This is a genomic window from Microbacterium koreense (genome assembly GCF_042677105.1).
Taxonomy (GTDB): domain Bacteria; phylum Actinomycetota; class Actinomycetes; order Actinomycetales; family Microbacteriaceae; genus Microbacterium; species Microbacterium koreense.
In genome coordinates this window covers 2728442-2746088 of the sequence record NZ_JBHTIM010000001.1, presented here as the reverse complement: position 1 = coordinate 2746088, position 17647 = coordinate 2728442, and the positions used below count along the sequence as shown (strand labels likewise).

The following is a 17647-nucleotide window of genomic DNA, read 5'->3' as shown; positions in this document are numbered from 1 at the left end:
GGGATTTGCGCTCAACGCCGGTTTCGCCAGCGGTGCGCCACGATCGCGACCATGACCGCTCCCATGGCGATCGCCGCGACCGGAGCGGTGACGAGGATGCTCGCCGCCACCCCTGCTCCCGCGCACAGCACGATCCCGTCTACCGCCCACAGCAGACGGACTGCCCCGCCGAGGTCACCGAACGGCGTGGGAATCGGCGCCAACAGCGCGGGGGGCAGAGGTCCTTTGAGCGCGTGGGCGATGCGGACGAGCAGTGCGAGCAGTCCGCCCACGATCGTTCCGCTCGCGGCGCCGATGCCGAATCCCGCGCTGACGAAGCCGGCAGTCGCCACGCCCCCGACGATCGCGAGCGTCAGCACCAGGGGAAAAAGCGAGTGGTGCGCGAGGAGGCTTCCGTCGGACAGGCCGTAGAGCGGAAGATCGCCGGCGATGTTCGCAGCATGGCGCACGCCGTCGGTCACCGGCCCGAGTCCCGCGAAAAGCAAGAGGCCCGCAATGGCTCCGAGGGGCGCTCCGAGACCCGGGGCGGCAGCGAGGGCGAGAAGGCCGCCTGCGGCGGTGAGAGTGAGGATGCCGGCGGCCAGGCGCACCGGCGTGCGTGCGGCGCCGACGGTATCGCGGGCGAGGAACACGCGCCACCGGGCCGCTGCGGGCCGGACGGCGCGGAGCCGGCGCCCGACGGACGGCGTTGCCCGATAGACGGCGGTTGCCGATGCGAGCTCCATGATCGAGGCTTCCCCGGCGGCGCGCTCCCACCGCATCGCCTGCACGCTCAGTCGCTCGAGAGTCAGACGGGCAAGCAGCCCGGGCACCGCGGCCACGAGCAGCGCCACGAGCGCGCCGAGCGGCGCGAGCGCGGCCGGGGCGGGGGTGCTCGAAAGGAGGATGCCGGCCCACCCCCACGGCGTAAGCGGGAGGAGGCCCGGCGCGATCAGAATCAGTGGGCCGAGAGTGAGGAGCGCGAGGGCGAGCGCGCCGGCAAGGCGGGGCACGGCCTGACCGACGAGCCACGCGACCGATGCCGTCGCGCCGACGCACGCACCCGCGAGCACGAACAGGGTGACGGCGCCGGGCGCCGCCGCACCGCTCAGGCCGAGTCCCGCCCCCATGAGACCCGCAGCCCCGGCCACGGCGCCGGTGAGAACAGCGCCCGATCGAACGAACACGCCCCCGAATGCCTCGACGCGTGAGATGTCGCTCGTCGCCAGGGCGCGCGTCGGAAACGGTGGGCGAAGCGCAGGCCCGCGCACCCGGCCGAGAGTCAACGCCCCCGCCCACAGCATCGCGGTAACGACCGCCGCGTGGGCGGGGGTGACCGATGCGGTCAGGATCGTCACTGCCCCCGGGCTCGTCAGGGCGACGCCGGCTGCGCGCACGAGCGGAAAGACGACCACGAGCGCCACCAGCAGTGCCAGGTATCCGGCGTAGGCACGATCGCCCGCGGTGCGGAGCGAGCGGGAGCGCCAGATCCGCAGGGCGGCCGCAGTCCGGGTGCTCATGCCGCGCTCTCAAGCCACAGCATCCGCTCGGAGAGTCGTTCGGCCACGCGCGTGCTGTGTGTGGCCACGACGAGCGTCGCGCCGGCGTCGCGGCGTGCGCGCACGGCCCTGGTCATTACGTCGATGTGCTCGGGGTCGAGGCGTTGTTCGGGTTCGTCGAGCAGCAGCACATCGAAGGGCCGCACCAGCACGAGCGCCAGGGCGAACAGCTGCGTTTGTCCGGACGACAGCTCGTGCGCGAACCGCGCGGCGAACGGGGTGAGGCCGAGTTCGGCCATCACGGCCTCGGTGCGGGTGGTCGCGGTGGAGGCGGCATCGGTCCAGGTCGTTGCGACGAAGAGCACGTGGTCGAAGACCGTCAGGTCGGGGGCGATCGGCGGGAGCCCGATCATGGCGGCGACGCGGCGCCGAAAGCTCGGGTCTCGCGGCGCCACGGGCGAGCCGGCGATCGACACGCGCCCGCTCGTCGGCGTGCGAGCCCCCGCCAGGGTGCGCAGCAGCGTCGACTTGCCCGATCCGTTTCGGCCGCGAACGACAAGCGCGTCACCGGCGCTCACCGAGGCCGAAACCGGCGCGAGCAGGGTGACATCAGCGGTGGCCACACCGACGCGGTCGATCTCGATCATCTCGACATCCTCTCTGGTGCGCCCGGTGCGCCTCGGTCGCGTCAATACGAGGCGCGATCGCGGTTCGCCGCAGACGACCACCGTGCGGCGAGGGCTTCGGAGCCGCGTGCGAGGAGCGACACGTCCGCGCCGACGAGCACGAAGCTCGCGCCGGATTCGAGGTGCGCCTGCGCGGCGGCCGGATCGAAGGCGTTCACACCGACCGGCTTCGCGGCGGCGCGCACCGCGGCGAAGGCGCGGTGCGCAGCGTCGACGACGTCGGGGTGCGTCTGCTGCCCGAGCAGGCCCATCGACGCCGCGAGGTCACTCGGCCCGACGAAGACACCGTCGACCCCGTCGGTCGCGGCGATCTCGCCGGCTGCCTCGACGCCCTCGATGGTCTCGATCTGCACGAACAGCGAGACATGCTCGTCGGCATCCGTCAGGTAATCGTCGACGCGGTTCCAGCGCGCCGAACGCGCGAGTGCCGACCCGACGCCACGGCGGCCGCGCGGTGGGTAGCGGACGGCGGCGGCCGCGTCCGCCGCATCCGCCGCCGACGACACCATCGGCACCAGCAGGTTCTGCGCGCCGAGATCCAACACCTGCTTGATCGTGACGGTGTCGCCGATCGGTACGCGCACGACGGGCGTGGTCGGGTAGGCCGAGACCGCATGCAGTTGCGCGAGTACCGACTCGAGCCCGTTGGGGCCGTGCTCCATGTCGATCAGCAACCAGTCCAGGCCGGAACCCGCGCAGACCTCCGCGACGAGTGGGCTGCCCGACGACACCCACATGCCGGCGAGCGGGCGGTCGGCCTCCGCGAGCATGGCGCGGAACGTCGGCATCAGACGAAGCGACATTCGATGACTCCCATCGGTCCGTAGTCGCATCGTACGGTGTCGCCGCGTTCCACCCACATCGGTCGCGTGAACGATCCGGCGAGGATGATCTCGCCGGCCTCGAGCCGGGCGCCGTGCTGGTGGAACTTGTTCGCGAGCCACGCAACACCGGTCGCCGGGTGGCCGAGGACGCCGGCGGCGACGCCGGTCTCTTCGATCTCGCCGTTGCGGCTGAGCACCCCGGGAACCCACCGCAGGTCGATCTCATCGGGGCGCTTGCGCACGTCGCCGAGGACCATCGCCCCGTAGGCGGCGTTGTCGCTGATCGTGTCGACGATCGTGCGCCCTTCGAGCTCGATGTGGGAATTGAGCACCTCGAGGGCCGGGACGGCGTAGTCGATCGCCGCGAGCGCATCGTCGAGCGTGCAGTCGGGCCCCGCCAGCGGAGCCTTCAACACGAACGCCAGCTCGACCTCGATGCGCACGTTCGAGAAATGATCGACGGGAATCTCTGCACCGGAGTGATGGACGGTGTCGTCGAACATGACCCCGTAGTCCGGCTCGGAGATACCGGTGGCCTGCTGCATCGCCTTGGACGTCAGGCCGATCTTGCGCCCGACGAGCCGGCGTCCCGCGGCCAGATTCTTATCGCGCCAGACACCCTGGATGGCATAGGAATCTTCCACGGTGGCCTCCGGGTAGCGCGCCGTGATCCGCGGGATCACGCTGTGCGTGCGATCGGCCTCGGCGAGCTCGTCGGCGATGGCGGCGATGATGTCGTGCGGCAGCATCCGGTCTCCTTCGTGTGGGTGGTCTGCATAACTCCACGGATGCGGGTGGCGAGGTGTGAGATCGGGGCTCGAGCAGGCCCCGTCGCCCCGACTCGGTGGAGTTACGCCGGTCGGTCGGTCTACAGCTGGTTGCCCAGCTTGTACTCGCCCTGCTTCCACTCCGGCAGGGTGTCGTCGCCCTCGCGGGTGTACGAGAAGCCGTCGGCGCCGATCGTCACGGCCATCTCGGAGCTGTCGGTGCGGGCTACGACCGGCTGTGGGTTGCCGTCGAGGTCGAGCACGAGCGAGGCCTCGGTGTACCACGACGGCACGACGGGGTTTCCCCACCAGTCGCGGCGCTGGTTGTCGTGCACATCCCACGTGACCACCGGGTTGTCGGGGTCGCCCGTGTAGTAATCCTGCGTGTAGATCTCGACCCGGTGGCCGTCGGGATCGCGCAGGTAGAGGTAGAACGCGTTCGACACACCGTGGCGTCCGGGTCCGCGCTCGATCGCATCCGACCGGCGCAGTGCGCCGAGCTTGTCGCAGATCGCGAGGATGTTGTGCTTCTCGTGCGTGGAGAACGCGACGTGGTGCATGCGCGGGCCGTCGCCGCCGGTCATGGCGGTGTCGTGGACGGTCGGCTTGCGGCGCATCCATGCGGCGTACACCGTGCCCTCGTCGTCCTGGATGTCCTCGGTCACCCGGAAGCCGAGGTCCTGCATGAACTTGACCGCGCGGGGCACGTCAGGGGTGACCTGGTTGAAGTGGTCCAGCCGCACCAGGGCACCCGGCGTGTACAGGTCGTAGCGCCACGCGAGGCGCTCGACGTGCTCGACCTCGTGGAAAAACTCGTACGGGAACCCGAGTGGGTCCGTCACACGCACCGACTCACCGATGCCCTTCGTGTATCCCTCGGTGCGGCGTTCGACGCGGCAACCGAGCTCGCGGTAAAACGCCTCGGCCTTGTCGAGGTCTTCGGGCGTGCGGACGCGATACGAGAAGGCGGCGACGGCGGCGACGGGCCCCTTTCGCAGAACGAGGTTGTGGTGGATGAACTCCTCCATCGACCGCAGGTACACCGCGTCGTCGTCTTCTTCGGTGACGACGAGGTCCAGCACGTCGACATAGAACTGACGGGATGCCGCCAGGTCGGTCACGATGAGTTCCATGTAGGCGCAGCGCAGGATGTCGGGCGCCGGGGCCGTGGGAGTCGGGACGGGGTTGTCGGTGTGGATGGGGGCCTCCTGGCTCACGAAGAAGCCGGAGGAGGTGCGGGTCTTGTCGTTCATTTCGCTTCCTTGCGGGTGTTCGTCCCGGTCCGTTTGTGCGGAGTCGTTGCCGTTCGCGGGCGATGGGTCACGGCGTGTTCTCCGCACAAACCGACGGGGCGGGCGGGCGGGGAGGGTCAGGCCTTGCCGAAGGTGGGGTTGTGGGCGGGGCCGAGCGTGATGTGCACGGCCTGCTGGTCGGTGTAGAAGTCGATCGAGCGATAGCCACCTTCATGCCCGAGGCCCGATGCCTTCACCCCGCCGAACGGCGTGCGCAGGTCGCGCACGTTGTTGGAGTTCAGCCACACCATGCCGGCGTCGACCTGCTGGGCGAAGTTGTGGGCGCGCTTGAGGTCGCTCGTCCAGACGTAGGCCGCGAGGCCGTACTTGGTGTCGTTCGCGAGAGTGAGGGCCTCGTCGTCGGTGTCGAACGGCGCGATGGCGACGACGGGACCGAAGATCTCTTCCTGGAAGATCCGCGCGTCCGGTGACACGTCGGCGAAGACGGTCGGCTGCACGAAGTTGCCCGTCGGGAACCCTTCGGGGCGGCCGCCGCCGGCGACCAGTCGTCCCTCTGCCTTGCCGATCTCGACATAGGACATGACCTTGTCGAAGTGCTCCGGGTGCACGAGGGCTCCGACCTCGGTGCGGGGGTCGTGCGGCTTTCCGACGACGACCCGCGATGCCTGTGCCGCGTAGCGCTCCACGAATTCGTCATAGACCTCTCGCTGAACGAGGATGCGCGAGCCCGCGGTGCAGCGCTCGCCGTTGAGCGAGAAGACGCCGAAGATCGTCGCGTCGATCGCTGCTTCGAGGTCCGCGTCGGCGAATACGATCGCCGGTGACTTTCCTCCCAGCTCCATCGACAGGCCCTTGAGGTAGGGCGCCGCGTTGGCGAAGATGAGCTGCCCCGTCGAGCTCTCACCCGTGAACGAGATGAGCGGCACGTCGGGGTGCTTCACGAGGGCGTCGCCGGCGTCCTCGCCGAATCCGTTGACGAGGTTGAACACGCCCTGGGGGAGTCCCGCCTCTTCGAAGATTCCCGCCCACAGCGACGCTGACAGCGGGGTGAACTCGGCAGGCTTGAGAACGACGGTGTTGCCGGTCGCGAGCGCGGGAGCGAGCTTCCACGACTCAAGCATGAACGGGGTGTTCCAGGGCGTGATGAGCCCGGCGACGCCGATCGGCTTGCGGTTGACGTAGTTGATCTGGCGGCCGGGCACCTTGAAGGCGTCGTCGGTCTGGGCGACGATCAGGTCGGCGAAGAATCGGAAGTTCTCGGCGGCGCGGCGGGCCTGTCCCAGAGCCTGGGTGATCGGCAGCCCCGAGTCGAACGATTCGAGCTCGGCCAGGCGTGCGTCGCGCGACTCGACGATGTCGGCGATGCGATTGAGCACACGCGAGCGCTCCCGCGGAAGCATCTTCGGCCAGGGTCCGTCCGTGAACGCGCGCCGCGCGGCGGCGACGGCGGCGTCGACGTCCGCCTTCTTGCCCGCCGCGGCGCGCACATAGGTTTCGTTGGTGACCGGGTCGAGCACATCGAACTCGTCGCCGTCGATCGAGTCGACGAACTGTCCGTCGATGTAGTGCTGGATGCGGTCGGGGAGATCGGCGGGACGCTCAGTGGTGTCGTTCATGGGTTCTCCTTCGGTCAGAATGCGGGGAGGCCGAGGGCCTCATCGGGATGCTCATGGATCATGTAGGCGTCGAGGGTCGCCGAGCGGTGGCGTCGCGCGGCCTTCTCGATCTCGCCCAGAGGTGCGCCCTGCTCGATGAGCACGAGGATGTTCTCGTGCTCTCGGACGGATTCCTGGGCACGGCCGGGAACGAAGCTGAACGTCGAGTCGCGGAGGTGGCCGAGACGGGCCCATTCGCCCCGCACGAGGTCGAGCATGCGGGGGTTGGCGCACTTGTGGAACAGCGTCGCGTGGAACTCTTGGTTGAGGGCCGTGAACGCCTTCGGGTCGAAGTGGTCGAGCGTCTCGATCATCAACTCGTTGACACGTCGCGCGTCCCGGATGTCGTCGGCGGTCAGTCGCCGTGCCGCGAGCGCTGTCGCCGCACCTTCGAGGATCGACAGCGACTGCATCGCGTAGCGGTACTGCGAGTCGTCGACCATTGAGACGCGCGCGCCGACGTTGCGTTCGAACGTGACGAGCCCTTCGGCCTCGAGTTGGCGCACGGCTTCGCGCACCGGCACGACGCTCATATCGAGTTCGCCGGCGATCGTCCCGAGCACGAGGCGGTAGCCCGGCGAGAAGTCCTGGCGGGCGATGCGCTCTTTGATCCAGTGGTACGCCTGCTGCGACTTGCTGCGAGCGGATGCGGGGGCCGCGGCATCCGACACGCTCATCATTCGCCCCGCTCGGCGTCGTAGCGCGCGCGCCACGCGGCGTTCATGGGGAACAGCCCGTCGACGGGGTGGCCTTCGGCGACGCGGGCGGCGATCCACGCGTCTTGTTCTTCTTGTGCCAGTGCGGCGTCGACGACTTCTTCGACCAGCGACGGCGGGATGACGATGACCCCGTCGGCGTCGCCGACGATGACATCGCCGGGTTGTACGGTGGTGCCGCCGCATCCGATCGTCACGTCGTGCTCCCACGGCACGTGCTTGCGGCCGAGGACGGCCGGGTGTGCGCCGACCGTGTACACCGGGATGCCGACGGCGGCCACGGCGTCGCGGTCGCGGACACCCCCGTCGGTGACGATGCCGGCTGCACCCTGGGCGTGGGCGCGGATGGCGAGGACGTCACCGAGTGTGCCCGAACCGGATTCGCCTCTCGCTTCGATGACGATGACCTCACCGTCTACGACGGCGTCGAAGGCGCGCTTCTGGGCGTTGTAGCCGCCGCCGTGGGCGGCGAACAGGTCTTCGCGCAGGGGAACGAACCGCAGGGTACGGGCGACACCGACGAGCTTGGCGTCGGGATGCAGCGGTTGCACGCCGTCGATGGTGACGTTGTCGAGTCCGCGCTTTCGCAGCTGCTGCGACAGGCCGGCGACGGGAGCTTCGGCGAGCTTGGCGCGCACCTCTGCGCTCAGCCGCGGGCGTGCGGCGGGTTCGGGCGGTAGCCCCGCCGCTTCGCGGGAGCCCCAGGCTTCGGCCCGCTGGGTGTCGTCGACCGACGGCAGTGACCCGAGGTCGCCGTCGAAGCCCGCGGCGCCTTCGACGACCGTGGTGGTGAGCCTGCCGCTGGATGCTCCCGTACCGGGGGCGTCGACCTCGACCTCGACGACGTCGCCGGGGGAGATGACGCTGGAGCCGGCGGGTGTTCCGGTGAGGATGACATCGCCGGGCTCGAGGGTGAAGTGCTGCGAGAGATCGGCGACGAGTCGGGGGAGCGAGAAGAGGAGGCCCGCCGTGGTGTCGTCCTGTACGAGGTCGCCGTTGACCCACGTGCGCACGCGCAACGCGCCGGGGTCGATCGTGCGCGCGTCGATCAGGTTCGGGCCGAGGGGGGTGTAGCCGTCGCCGCCCTTGGATCGCACGTTCGAGCCTTTGTCGTTGGCGCGCAGGTCGTAGAGGCCGAGGTCGTTCGCGGCGGTCACGGAGGCAACGTGCTGCCAGGCATCTGCCGAGGTCACCCGACGCGCGGGCGTACCGATGATGAGCGCGATCTCGCCTTCGAAGGCGAGCAGCTCGGTTCCTGCGGGGCGTTCGACCGTGCCTCCGGATGCCGCGATCGAGCTTGACGGCTTGAAGAAGTACGACGGATGCTGCGGCCGCCGCCCCCGTTGCGCCGCGCGCGATTCATAGCTGAGATGGATGGCGATGATCTTGCCGGGGCGCGTCGGAAGGCCGCGGAATCGCGGATCATCGGATGCGGTGTGATCTGTCATGAGCTCCCTCGCCCTGCGTCGTCCGTCCGGTTGCGTCGTATCCGAAATCGTATATGATCGTGCAGAGTCGGGCAAGCCCGATCCCCACGACGATGTCGGGGCCGACGAGGAAGTCACCGAGGAGTTCGCATGCAGTTCCACCACCACGGTTACGTTTCGAAAGACCCCAGGGTCCAGCCGGCTGCGGGCACCGGTCTCGATCGTCCCGACGACCTGCCCGACGAGGTCGACGTCCTCATCGTCGGATCCGGTCCCGCCGGCATGCTCCTGGCCGCACAGATGTCGCAGTTCCCCGATGTCACCACCCGCATCATCGAACGACGCGAGGGGCGTCTGCCGTTGGGGCAGGCCGACGGCATCCAGCCCCGCAGCGTCGAGACGTTTCAGGCATTCGGGTTCGCCGAGCGCATCGTCGCCGAGGCATACAACATCGCCTACATGAACTTCTGGGCACCCGATCCCGAGAATCCCGACAACATCGTGCGCACCGCGCGCACTGAGGACTACGCCCTCAACATCAGCGAGTTCCCCCACCTCATCGTCAACCAGGCACGTGTGCTCGACTACTTCGCCGAAGCCGCCGCCCACGGGCCCGGACGCATCGTGCCCGACTACGGCGTTGAGTTCCTCGGCCTCGAGGTCGACGATGACGGCGTCGACGTGCGGGTGCGCCACACCACCGGACCGCGCGCCGGCGATGAACGCACCATTCGCGCCCGCTACGTCGCCGGGTGCGACGGTGCCCGCAGCGGGGTGCGGGAGGCCATCGGACGCGTGCACGTCGGTGATGTCGCGTTGCACGCGTGGGGTGTCATGGACGTGCTGGTCAACACCGACTTCCCGGACTGGCGAACCAAATGCGCGATCAACTCGTCGGCCGGCAACATCCTTCACATCCCGCGCGAAGGCGGCTACCTCTGCCGTATCTACGTCGATCTCGGTGAGGTCGCCGAAGACGACGACCACCGGGTTCGCCAGACGCCCATCGAAACCATCATCGCGAAGGCGAACGAGATCCTGCACCCGTACACCTTGGATGTGCGCGAGGTCGCATGGCACAGCGTCTACGAGGTCGGCCATCGCGTCACCGACTACTTCGACGACGCCGGCGACTCGGGGCAGAACCCGCGAGTGTTCCTCACGGGTGATGCCTGCCACACCCACTCCGCGAAGGCCGGGCAGGGCATGAACGTCTCGATGCAGGACGGATTCAACCTCGGCTGGAAGCTCGGTTCGGTCGTGACCGGGCGCAGCCCCGAATCATTGCTGGCGACGTACTCGGCCGAGCGCCGCCCCGTCGCCCAGCAACTCATCGACTTCGACCGCGAATGGTCGTCGCTCATGGCCCGCAAGCCCGAAGAGATCACCGACCCGGGCGATCTGGCCACCTACTATCTCGCGACGGCGGAGTTTCCGTCCGGGTTCATGACGCAGTACGACGCGTCGGCGATCGTGGCGGATGCTGCGCACCAGGCGCTCGCCGAAGGCTTCCCGATCGGCAAGCGCTTCAAGTCCTCGGAGGTCGTGCTCGTCGCCGACGGCAACGCGGTGCATCTTGGACACCACGCGAAGGCTGACGGCCGTTGGCGCATCTACGCGTTCGCGGATGCGGAGGCCATCGCGCTGAACTCCTGGGCTGACTGGGTGGCGACCTCGCCGGAGTCACCGGTGCGCCGCTTCACGCCCGCGGATGCCGACGTGGATGCCGTGTTCGACGTCAAGGTGATCTACCCGCAGCGGTACGAGGACGTCGACGTCACCGCAGTGCCCGAGATCTTTCGTCCCGAAACAGGCCCGCTGGGGCTGCGTGACTGGGAGAAGGTCTTCGCTGCAGCGCCCAGCGCCTGGACGGCGACTGACATCTTCGACGAGCGCGGCCTCTCGCGAGACGGGGTGGTCGTCGTCGTCCGCCCCGACCAGTATGTCGCCGCCGTCCTTCCGCTGACCGACGCCGCCGCGCTGGCCGCGTTCTTCGACGGCAACATGACCGCGGTCTGACGCAGTCCGTGCGCGGGGCGTCAGGAGTTCACGCGGATGATCTCCTGCTGGTACGGCGCGATGACCGACGACGAGATGCGTAGGTCGAGCAGCAGGTAGCGGCGCGTCTGGGGGTCTTCGGTCACCCACGTGGCGAGCCGGTCGAGGTCATCGAGCGAGCGAACGACCACGCCTTCGGCGCCGACGGCGCGCGCGAGGCCCGCGAAATCCACGTCGGGGATCAGCATGGGGCCTGTCGCCACGCCCTTGAGCCCGTAGAGGTTGACCTCTGCGCCGTACGCGCCGTCGTTCCACACCACGGCGAGGCCGCGGCCCCCGGCGACGCGAACGGCTGACTCGAGGTCGGCGAGGGCCATCAGGCCACCGCCGTCGCCCGTGGTGAGTACCACGGTCGAGGTCGGCTTGGCGAGGGCGGCCCCAGGGACCGACGGAAACCCGAGGCCGATCGACTGGTAAGCCGTGCCCACCATCATCATGCGGTCGGGGCTGGCGACGTCCCAGTACATGTTGGCCCAGCCGATGAAGTGACCGCCGTCCGAGACGACGACGCGGTCATCGGGCAGGAGTTCACCGATCCGCCTGGCGACCGCGCGGGGGTCGAGGCGGCCGTCGGATGCCGCGGCATCCCCACTGTCGCGTCGCCGGAGGTCCGCGACATCGACGCTCTCGCGCCACCCCGACGGCGTCGCGCCGAGCGCGTCGAGTCGGTCGGCGATCGTGTCGGCGACGATCTTCGCGTCGCCGCGGATGTAGCCGCCGACGTGGGGGTGGGTGGCGGCGGGGGCGACGTCGACCTGGATCACCCGCGTGGTGGGGGAGAAGAGAGCGCCGAAGCGCATCGTGAACTGGTTGAGCGACGCACCGAAGACGACGGCGACATCGGCGTCGCGGATCGCCTCCATCGCCGGTTCGGCACCGAAGCCGCCGGTCACGCCGAGGTCGAACTCGCTCCGGGGGAAGATGCCGCGTCCGAGTGCGGTCGTCGCGGTGAGCGCACCGGTCGCATCCGCGAGGCGGCCGAGGGCCGGGCCGGCCCCGGCGAGCCACGCGCCCTGACCGGCGATGAGGACCGGGCGCTCGGCCGAGGCGAGCGCCCGGGCGACGTCGTTCGCGATCTCGTGCGCGAACGACGAGGGCTGCAGTGGCTCGGGGATGCGTGGGGCGAGGGTCTCGGGGACCACGCCGGCATCCAAGGTCGCCACGTCGTAAGGGATCGCGAGCACAGTCGGAACCCGATAGGTGAGGGCGTGCTCGACGGCGATGACGGTGGTGGCCGCGGCATCCGCTCGGCCGACCGTGTACGTGCGCGCGCCCACGGCAGCGGCGAGGGCGATCTGGTCGACGTCCCAAGGGCGTGGACCCGAGGTGGGCTCGTCACCGACGACGAGGACGAGCGGCACGTGGGCCTGGACGGCTTCAGCCAGCGCGGTGAGGGTGTTGGTGAAACCGGCGCCGTAAGTGGCGGTCGCCGCAGCGAGTCGGCCCGAAGCGCGGTGGAACGCGTCGGCGGCGACGACCGCACCGGCCTCGTGTCGCACAGCGGTGTAGTCGGCGCGGGTGGAGCGGACGAGCGCGTCGAGGAACCAAGCGTTCCCGTTTCCCATCACGCCGAAGACGTGGTCGATATGGCGGGCGAGGGTGACCGCGACGTGGGTGGAGACGGTGGACATAGGGGTGGTGCCTTTCGAGACGGAACGGAACGGGGGAGCCGTATGTGTCTCGCGCGCCCGGCGTGGTCACCGGGAGGCTGCGTGCCCATTTTTCGAGCACCGGTCGGGCAGGGGCCGACGGACGGTTCGAGTATAGGTCGCGCCCGCGCCAGGATGGAGCGCATGAAGACCATCCAGCTGCGTCGCTACACCCTCGTCGATGGAGAGTATGACGCGTTCATCGCGTGGTACGAGTCCACGATGCCCGCTATCCGTCCTGCCGCAGGATTCACGATCGAGTTCGCCTGCGGCATCCGCGAAACGAACGAGTTCGTCTGGGCAGTGAGCGCGGAGGGTGATCGCGACGCGTTTCTCGCGCTCGAGGAAACCTATCTGGCCTCGGATGCCCGGGCTGCGGCGTTCGATGGCGTGCCGCAACGAGTGGCGGAGTACAACGTCCGATTCGTCGACGCGTTCTGAAGACCTTCCGCTCCGGCAGTCTCGCTGCCCCGAATGTACGTCGCGTACATCGCGTCGGCGGTCTGATGTCGGAAAAATGGGACGAGATCCCCCGAGATCGTATACGATCCAAGGGTGCCGTTCGGCGGCATCCCGAGTCGACGAAGGAGTCCTGTGACCGAGAACCGTGAGACCGCACTGCTCGATTCCGTTCCGGACGGACTCTTCATCGGCGGCCAGTGGCGCGCCGCATCCGGCGACCGCACATTGACGGTGTCGGATCCGGCGACCGGCGCCGTCATCAAGACGATCGCCGACGCCTCGCCCGAGGATGGGAAAGCAGCCCTCGATGCCGCGGTCGACGCGTTCCCGGCCTGGGCGGCGACGCCCGCTCGCGAGCGCGCCGAGATCCTGCGTCGGGCTTTCGACCTTCTGCAGGAGCGCAAGGAAGACTTCGCGCTGCTCATGACGATCGAGATGGGCAAGCCGCTCGCCGAGGCGCGCGGTGAAGTCGCCTACGGCGGCGAGTTCCTGCGCTGGTTCAGCGAGGAGACCGCGCGCATCCAGGGTCGCTACGGTGCCAACCCCGAAGGCACCGGACGCATGATCGTCTCGCAGCACCCGGTGGGTCCGTGCTTCCTCATCACGCCCTGGAATTTCCCCCTCGCGATGGCCACGCGCAAGATCGCCCCCGCGCTCGCGGCCGGGTGCACCGTCGTCATCAAGCCGGCCGAGCTCACCCCACTGACGACGCTCGCGTTCGCGCAGCTGCTCGAGGATGCGGGATTGCCCAAGGGCGTCGTCAACGTCTTCACGACATCGACATCCGGCGCCGTCTCGGAGCCGATCATCCGCGACCCGCGGCTGCGCAAGCTGTCGTTCACCGGATCGACCGGTGTGGGACAGCGTCTGCTCGAGCAGGCGTCGCAGGGTGTTCTGCGCACCTCGATGGAGCTCGGCGGCAACGCGCCGTTCATCGTCTTCGACGACGCGGACCTCGACAAAGCGGTCGACGGGGCGATGCTGGCGAAGTTCCGCAACATCGGTCAAGCGTGCACCGCCGCGAACCGCTTCATCGTGCACCGCTCGGTCGCGGCCGAGTTCGCCGACCGGGTCACCGAGCGCGTTCAGGCGATGCGCATCGGGCGCGGCACCGAAGACGACGTGCAGATCGGGCCCCTCATCGACGGCAAGGCCGTGGCGAAGGCCGAGGAGCTCGTCGGTGACGCACTCGAGAAGGGTGCGACCTTGCGCACGGGCGGGCACCGCATCGAAGGGAACGGCACGTTCTACGAGCCCACCGTCATCACCGACGTGCAGGCCGGCAGCGACATCTTGCGTGAAGAGATCTTCGGGCCGGTGCTCGCCATCGTCCCGTTCGACGACGAGGATGACGCTGTGCGCCTCGCCAACGACACCGAGTACGGTCTCGTCTCGTACGTCTTCACCGAGAGCCTGTCGCGCGGCCAGCGCATGATCGAGCGTCTCGAGACCGGAATGATGGGCCTCAACATGGGCGTCGTCTCGAACGCCGCCGCACCGTTCGGCGGCTGGAAGATGTCGGGCCTCGGTCGCGAAGGCGGAGCCGAGGGCATCCACGAGTACCTCCAGACGAAGTACACGCTCACGCCCAACCCGTTCTGAGCGTTGAGTGCACAACACCGCCCCTCCGACGGGTTCGTGTCGGTGGGGCGGTGCTGCGCTCGCCGCGGATGAGGAGGCGTACTGCGCGTGGCCGACGGCTCACGCCGGAAAAGACGATCGTCCGGTGTACCCGAAATCCGAGAGCAGCGTCGTTCCGTTGATCGCCCGGGCGCGGGCAGATGACAGGTAGGCGACCGACCAAGCGACATCTTCGGGTGACTGCAACGGAAAGTCAGGCGCATCCATGATCGCATCCCCGAGACCGCGCCGGGCCATCGGGGTGTCGACGACGCTGGGCGCGACGCTGTTCACCCGGATCCCGTACTGGTCGTAGAGTTCCACGGCGAGTGCGCGAGTGAGTTGCACGATCGCGCCCTTCGAGGCGTTGTAGGCGAGCATGCCCGGCACGGCGACGAAACCGGAGTCGGACCCGACGAGCGTCACGCTCGGCGATACAGATAGCTCAAGCCGCGGCAAGGCAGCACGTACGGCGAGGAACGCACCCAGAACGTTGACGTCGAGTACCTCGCGGAACCCCTGCGCGGTCACATCGCGCACCGACGCACCCATCTCTCCGTCGATTCCGGCGCTCACGACGAGGGCATCGACCCCGCCCATGGCCGCGGCGAGCTCGTCGATCGCGCCGGTGATCGCGTGCTCGTCACCGACATCAGCGATCGCTGTGTGAGCGCCGCCACCGAGCGACTCGCGGGCTGCCACGAGTCGCTCAGGCGAGCGGCCGACCATCCCGACCTGCGCGCCTGCGGAGTGGAACAACCGTGCGCACGCCAGGCCGATCCCCGAGGCGCCGCCGGTGACGACGACGCGCTCGGGGAGCATGAGGTCGAGGGGCACCCTAGTGGTTTCCCGGAAGGCCTGACATGGTGTGGTCCTCGGGCAACTCCGTGAAGTTCTCAAGGTCGGCCTCGAGCCCGCGGTACACCTCGGGCTTGCGCGACTTGAGGTACGAGGCATAGATCACCCCGCCGACCACCGCCAACACCAAGAGCCACGGCAGCAGCTGCACGTAGAGGGCTTCGGACCCTGCGACCAGCGTGAAGTTGAAGATCGCCATCACGCTGAAGACGAACAGAGCGATGAACCCAATGCCCGGGGCGATGAACGTGCTCCACCACCGCGGGTTCCGTGTACGCCGGAAGTACACCACGATCGAGAGCGCGGCGATGGCCTGCACGATCATGATCGCGAGGGTGGCGAATCCGAGACCGACCGGCACGAGCGTCAGCACGGGCGGGAGCGGGATGCCGTCGGCATCCGTCTCGACGAAGACGGCGAAGATCCCCGCGACGAACACCGCGAAGACGAAGTTGACGATCAAGGCCCGCTCGGGGGCTCCCTTGCTGTTCGTGCGGGCAAGCCACTGGGGCAGGACACGCGCGCGACCCAGAGCGAACAGGTAGCGGCCCGCGGAGTTGTGGAATGCCAACTGCGCCGCGAACAGGCTCACCACGAGAAGCACAAGGGCGATCACTCCGACGAACGGTCCGAGGTAGGTGTCGATCAGCACGAGCGTCAGGTCTCCCGCAGCCAGACTGTCGAGAGCTGCGGCTTGGGCATCGGCCACGCCGACGGCGCTGACGATGGCCCACGCAACGAACGCGTGCATGAGCCCGATGATGATGATCGACGCGTAGGTGGCCCGCGGAATCGTCTTACGAGGGTTCTTCGCCTCTTCGCCGAACAGCGCGGTGGCTTCGAACCCGATGAACGCGGTCGCGACCATGAGCAGGCCGATCCAGATCGAGCCACCGACGAGAATCTCGGGGCTGAGGGCCATCGTGAACGCGTCGAGGCTGAATCCGGTCTGGATCAGAACCGAGATACCGAAGGCGAGGAGGATGACGATCTCGAGGACGAGTGCGACCCCGAGCACGATCGCGCTGACATGGATGCCGGACCTCGCGAGCAGGAAAATGATCGCGAAGAGGACGAATCCGCACAGGAACCAATGCACTTCGAAGCCGAACAGTGCTGGGAGGACGACGGCGCCCGTGAAGAAGCCGATCGTGCCGAGGGCTCCCGCCACGAAGAAGTTGTAGCCGATCGTCGCGATGAGTCCGGTCACCAACCCCGCGGCACGGCCAAGCCCCTTCACTGCGATGGCGTAGAAGCCGCCGGCGTTGACGAGATCCTTCGTGATCTGCGCGTAGCCGATTGCGAAGAGGAGGAGCGCGACGGCGACGATGAGGACGGCCACCGGCGTGCCGCCACCATTGCCGAAGGCGATCGCGAGCGGTAGAACGACGATCGCGACGGTGAGTGGTGCGACCGCAGCCAGCACCAGAAAGACGATCGAACTGACGCCGAGCTTGTTGCGAGCAAGGGCATCGGATGAGGTCGGAGATGTCATGTGAACTCCAATGGAAGGGTGAGGTGTACGTGCCGGTCGTTCGGGTCGCACGCCTGATGCACGTCGGCGTGGCATCGTCCAGGAGCGTATCCGCGGCGGATTGAGGTGCACACGGGCCGGGGACCAACCGTGCGCGTCGGGGGAAGTGCTGTGCGTTCCGCGCACATCGGTGGTGTCAGAGCATCGCGGCGAAACCCATCAGGAGGGTTGACGCGCCCATCGCGAGGTACTCGACGCGTTCCCACCGTGCGGCGCGCGCGGCGAGGACGACGGACGCGACGCCGTATGCGCACGCCGCCACGGCGCCCACCGGCGCGAGCGAACCGGCGTGATGGTGGCCGCCGCTCGTGAATGCGATCGTCTCGGTGTGGCTCGCCGCCATAACGAGCATGAGTCCCGCCATGACGACCATGCCGACACCGGCATGTATCCTCATCGCCGCGTCCACAACGCGATCGCGGCGTGTGCCCTGTCGCATGCGCGCCGCGATCGCCGATCCGACGGCTGCCGCACCCAGGGCGAGTGCCCACCACAGCACTGGGATGACGTGGAGGAGCGCCGCATCCAACATCGCCACCGTCATCAGGGCCGAGGCTGCGAGGTCGCTGCTATGCGAGCCGCCGCGGCTGCGGTCGGCGGCCGCACAGCACGTGCCCACGGCGGCGGGTGCCACGGCGAGCGCGTGGAGCACCTCCATCA

At 68.6% G+C, this 17647-nt stretch carries 15 protein-coding genes; 3 read left to right on the top strand and 12 right to left on the bottom strand.

The annotated features are described in order from the left end of the window. Positions 1–11: 11 nt before the first annotated feature. The 8 genes from ACFQZV_RS12860 to ACFQZV_RS12825 form a co-directional block, all read right to left on the bottom strand. Positions 12–1499, bottom strand: coding sequence for a hypothetical protein (locus ACFQZV_RS12860; RefSeq protein ID WP_378783338.1), 1488 nt, complete (start codon positions 1497–1499; stop codon positions 12–14). Then, a complete protein-coding gene (locus tag ACFQZV_RS12855; protein WP_378753847.1) occupies positions 1496–2125 on the bottom strand; it encodes an ABC transporter ATP-binding protein in 630 nt (209 codons plus the stop codon). Before ACFQZV_RS12855 ends, ACFQZV_RS12860 begins: the two co-directional genes overlap by 4 nt. A 41-nt stretch (positions 2126–2166) precedes the next feature. After that, positions 2167–2967, bottom strand: coding sequence for an HpcH/HpaI aldolase family protein (locus ACFQZV_RS12850; protein ID WP_378753849.1), 801 nt, complete (start codon positions 2965–2967; stop codon positions 2167–2169). After that, positions 2952–3737, bottom strand: coding sequence for a 2-keto-4-pentenoate hydratase (locus ACFQZV_RS12845; RefSeq protein WP_378753851.1), 786 nt, complete (start codon positions 3735–3737; stop codon positions 2952–2954). Before ACFQZV_RS12845 ends, ACFQZV_RS12850 begins: the two co-directional genes overlap by 16 nt. Before the next feature lie 119 nt (positions 3738–3856). Beyond that, positions 3857–5008 carry a 3,4-dihydroxyphenylacetate 2,3-dioxygenase gene (hpaD, locus tag ACFQZV_RS12840; RefSeq protein ID WP_378753853.1) on the bottom strand — a complete coding sequence of 384 codons (1152 nt, stop codon included), beginning with the start codon at positions 5006–5008 and terminating at the stop codon, positions 3857–3859. Positions 5009–5124: 116 nt separating this feature from the next. Then, positions 5125–6624, bottom strand: coding sequence for a 5-carboxymethyl-2-hydroxymuconate semialdehyde dehydrogenase (gene hpaE, locus ACFQZV_RS12835; RefSeq protein WP_378753855.1), 1500 nt, complete (start codon positions 6622–6624; stop codon positions 5125–5127). A gap of 14 nt (positions 6625–6638) precedes the next feature. Then, positions 6639–7343, bottom strand: a complete 705-nt coding sequence (locus ACFQZV_RS12830) for a GntR family transcriptional regulator (protein ID WP_378753857.1) — start codon at positions 7341–7343, stop codon at positions 6639–6641. Further along, entirely contained in the window at positions 7340–8827 is a 1488-nt protein-coding gene (locus ACFQZV_RS12825; RefSeq protein WP_378753859.1) for a fumarylacetoacetate hydrolase family protein, read from the bottom strand. Before ACFQZV_RS12825 ends, ACFQZV_RS12830 begins: the two co-directional genes overlap by 4 nt. Positions 8828–8956: 129 nt before the next feature. Here ACFQZV_RS12825 and ACFQZV_RS12820 point away from each other — a divergent pair, with 129 nt between their 5' ends. Continuing rightward, complete coding sequence (locus ACFQZV_RS12820; protein ID WP_378753861.1) at positions 8957–10825, top strand: FAD-dependent monooxygenase; 1869 nt, start codon at positions 8957–8959, stop codon at positions 10823–10825. 20 nt (positions 10826–10845) lie between these two features. Here ACFQZV_RS12820 and ACFQZV_RS12815 read toward each other — a convergent pair whose 3' ends face one another. Continuing rightward, positions 10846–12495: a thiamine pyrophosphate-binding protein gene (locus ACFQZV_RS12815; protein WP_378753863.1), complete on the bottom strand. Its 1650-nt coding sequence runs from the start codon at positions 12493–12495 to the stop codon at positions 10846–10848. Between the two features lie 162 nt (positions 12496–12657). Here ACFQZV_RS12815 and ACFQZV_RS12810 point away from each other — a divergent pair, with 162 nt between their 5' ends. Together ACFQZV_RS12810 and ACFQZV_RS12805 are read left to right on the top strand one after the other, a co-directional pair. Next, positions 12658–12954, top strand: a complete 297-nt coding sequence (locus ACFQZV_RS12810; RefSeq protein ID WP_378753865.1) for a hypothetical protein — start codon at positions 12658–12660, stop codon at positions 12952–12954. Between the two features lie 153 nt (positions 12955–13107). Then, entirely contained in the window at positions 13108–14577 is a 1470-nt protein-coding gene (locus ACFQZV_RS12805; RefSeq protein ID WP_378753867.1) for an NAD-dependent succinate-semialdehyde dehydrogenase, read from the top strand. 99 nt (positions 14578–14676) lie between these two features. Here the strand turns inward: ACFQZV_RS12805 and ACFQZV_RS12800 are convergent, their stop codons facing one another. The 3 genes from ACFQZV_RS12800 to ACFQZV_RS12790 all read right to left on the bottom strand — a co-directional run bounded on the left by ACFQZV_RS12800 (position 14677) and on the right by ACFQZV_RS12790 (position 17645). Next, a complete protein-coding gene (locus ACFQZV_RS12800) occupies positions 14677–15432 on the bottom strand; it encodes an SDR family NAD(P)-dependent oxidoreductase (protein WP_378753869.1) in 756 nt (251 codons plus the stop codon). Between the two features lies 1 nt (position 15433). Further along, entirely contained in the window at positions 15434–16948 is a 1515-nt protein-coding gene (locus ACFQZV_RS12795; RefSeq protein ID WP_378753871.1) for an APC family permease, read from the bottom strand. A 175-nt stretch (positions 16949–17123) separates the two neighbouring features. After that, positions 17124–17645 carry a hypothetical protein gene (locus tag ACFQZV_RS12790; protein WP_378753873.1) on the bottom strand — a complete coding sequence of 174 codons (522 nt, stop codon included), beginning with the start codon at positions 17643–17645 and terminating at the stop codon, positions 17124–17126. Positions 17646–17647: the final 2 nt, after the last annotated feature.

What these genes read in the sequence shown, in the direction of transcription:
- hpaD (WP_378753853.1), bottom strand. Translation starts at nt 5,008, where the DNA reads ATGAACGACAAGACCCGCACCTCCTCCGGCTTCTTCGTGAGCCAGGAG.
- ACFQZV_RS12790 (WP_378753873.1), bottom strand. Translation starts at nt 17,645, where the DNA reads ATGGAGGTGCTCCACGCGCTCGCCGTGGCACCCGCCGCCGTGGGCACG.
- ACFQZV_RS12845 (WP_378753851.1), bottom strand. Translation starts at nt 3,737, where the DNA reads ATGCTGCCGCACGACATCATCGCCGCCATCGCCGACGAGCTCGCCGAG.
- ACFQZV_RS12855 (WP_378753847.1), bottom strand. Translation starts at nt 2,125, where the DNA reads ATGATCGAGATCGACCGCGTCGGTGTGGCCACCGCTGATGTCACCCTG.
- ACFQZV_RS12850 (WP_378753849.1), bottom strand. Translation starts at nt 2,967, where the DNA reads ATGTCGCTTCGTCTGATGCCGACGTTCCGCGCCATGCTCGCGGAGGCC.
- ACFQZV_RS12860 (WP_378783338.1), bottom strand. Translation starts at nt 1,499, where the DNA reads ATGAGCACCCGGACTGCGGCCGCCCTGCGGATCTGGCGCTCCCGCTCG.
- ACFQZV_RS12810 (WP_378753865.1), top strand. Translation starts at nt 12,658, where the DNA reads ATGAAGACCATCCAGCTGCGTCGCTACACCCTCGTCGATGGAGAGTAT.
- ACFQZV_RS12815 (WP_378753863.1), bottom strand. Translation starts at nt 12,495, where the DNA reads ATGTCCACCGTCTCCACCCACGTCGCGGTCACCCTCGCCCGCCATATC.
- ACFQZV_RS12820 (WP_378753861.1), top strand. Translation starts at nt 8,957, where the DNA reads ATGCAGTTCCACCACCACGGTTACGTTTCGAAAGACCCCAGGGTCCAG.
- ACFQZV_RS12830 (WP_378753857.1), bottom strand. Translation starts at nt 7,343, where the DNA reads ATGATGAGCGTGTCGGATGCCGCGGCCCCCGCATCCGCTCGCAGCAAG.
- hpaE (WP_378753855.1), bottom strand. Translation starts at nt 6,624, where the DNA reads ATGAACGACACCACTGAGCGTCCCGCCGATCTCCCCGACCGCATCCAG.
- ACFQZV_RS12795 (WP_378753871.1), bottom strand. Translation starts at nt 16,948, where the DNA reads ATGACATCTCCGACCTCATCCGATGCCCTTGCTCGCAACAAGCTCGGC.
- ACFQZV_RS12825 (WP_378753859.1), bottom strand. Translation starts at nt 8,827, where the DNA reads ATGACAGATCACACCGCATCCGATGATCCGCGATTCCGCGGCCTTCCG.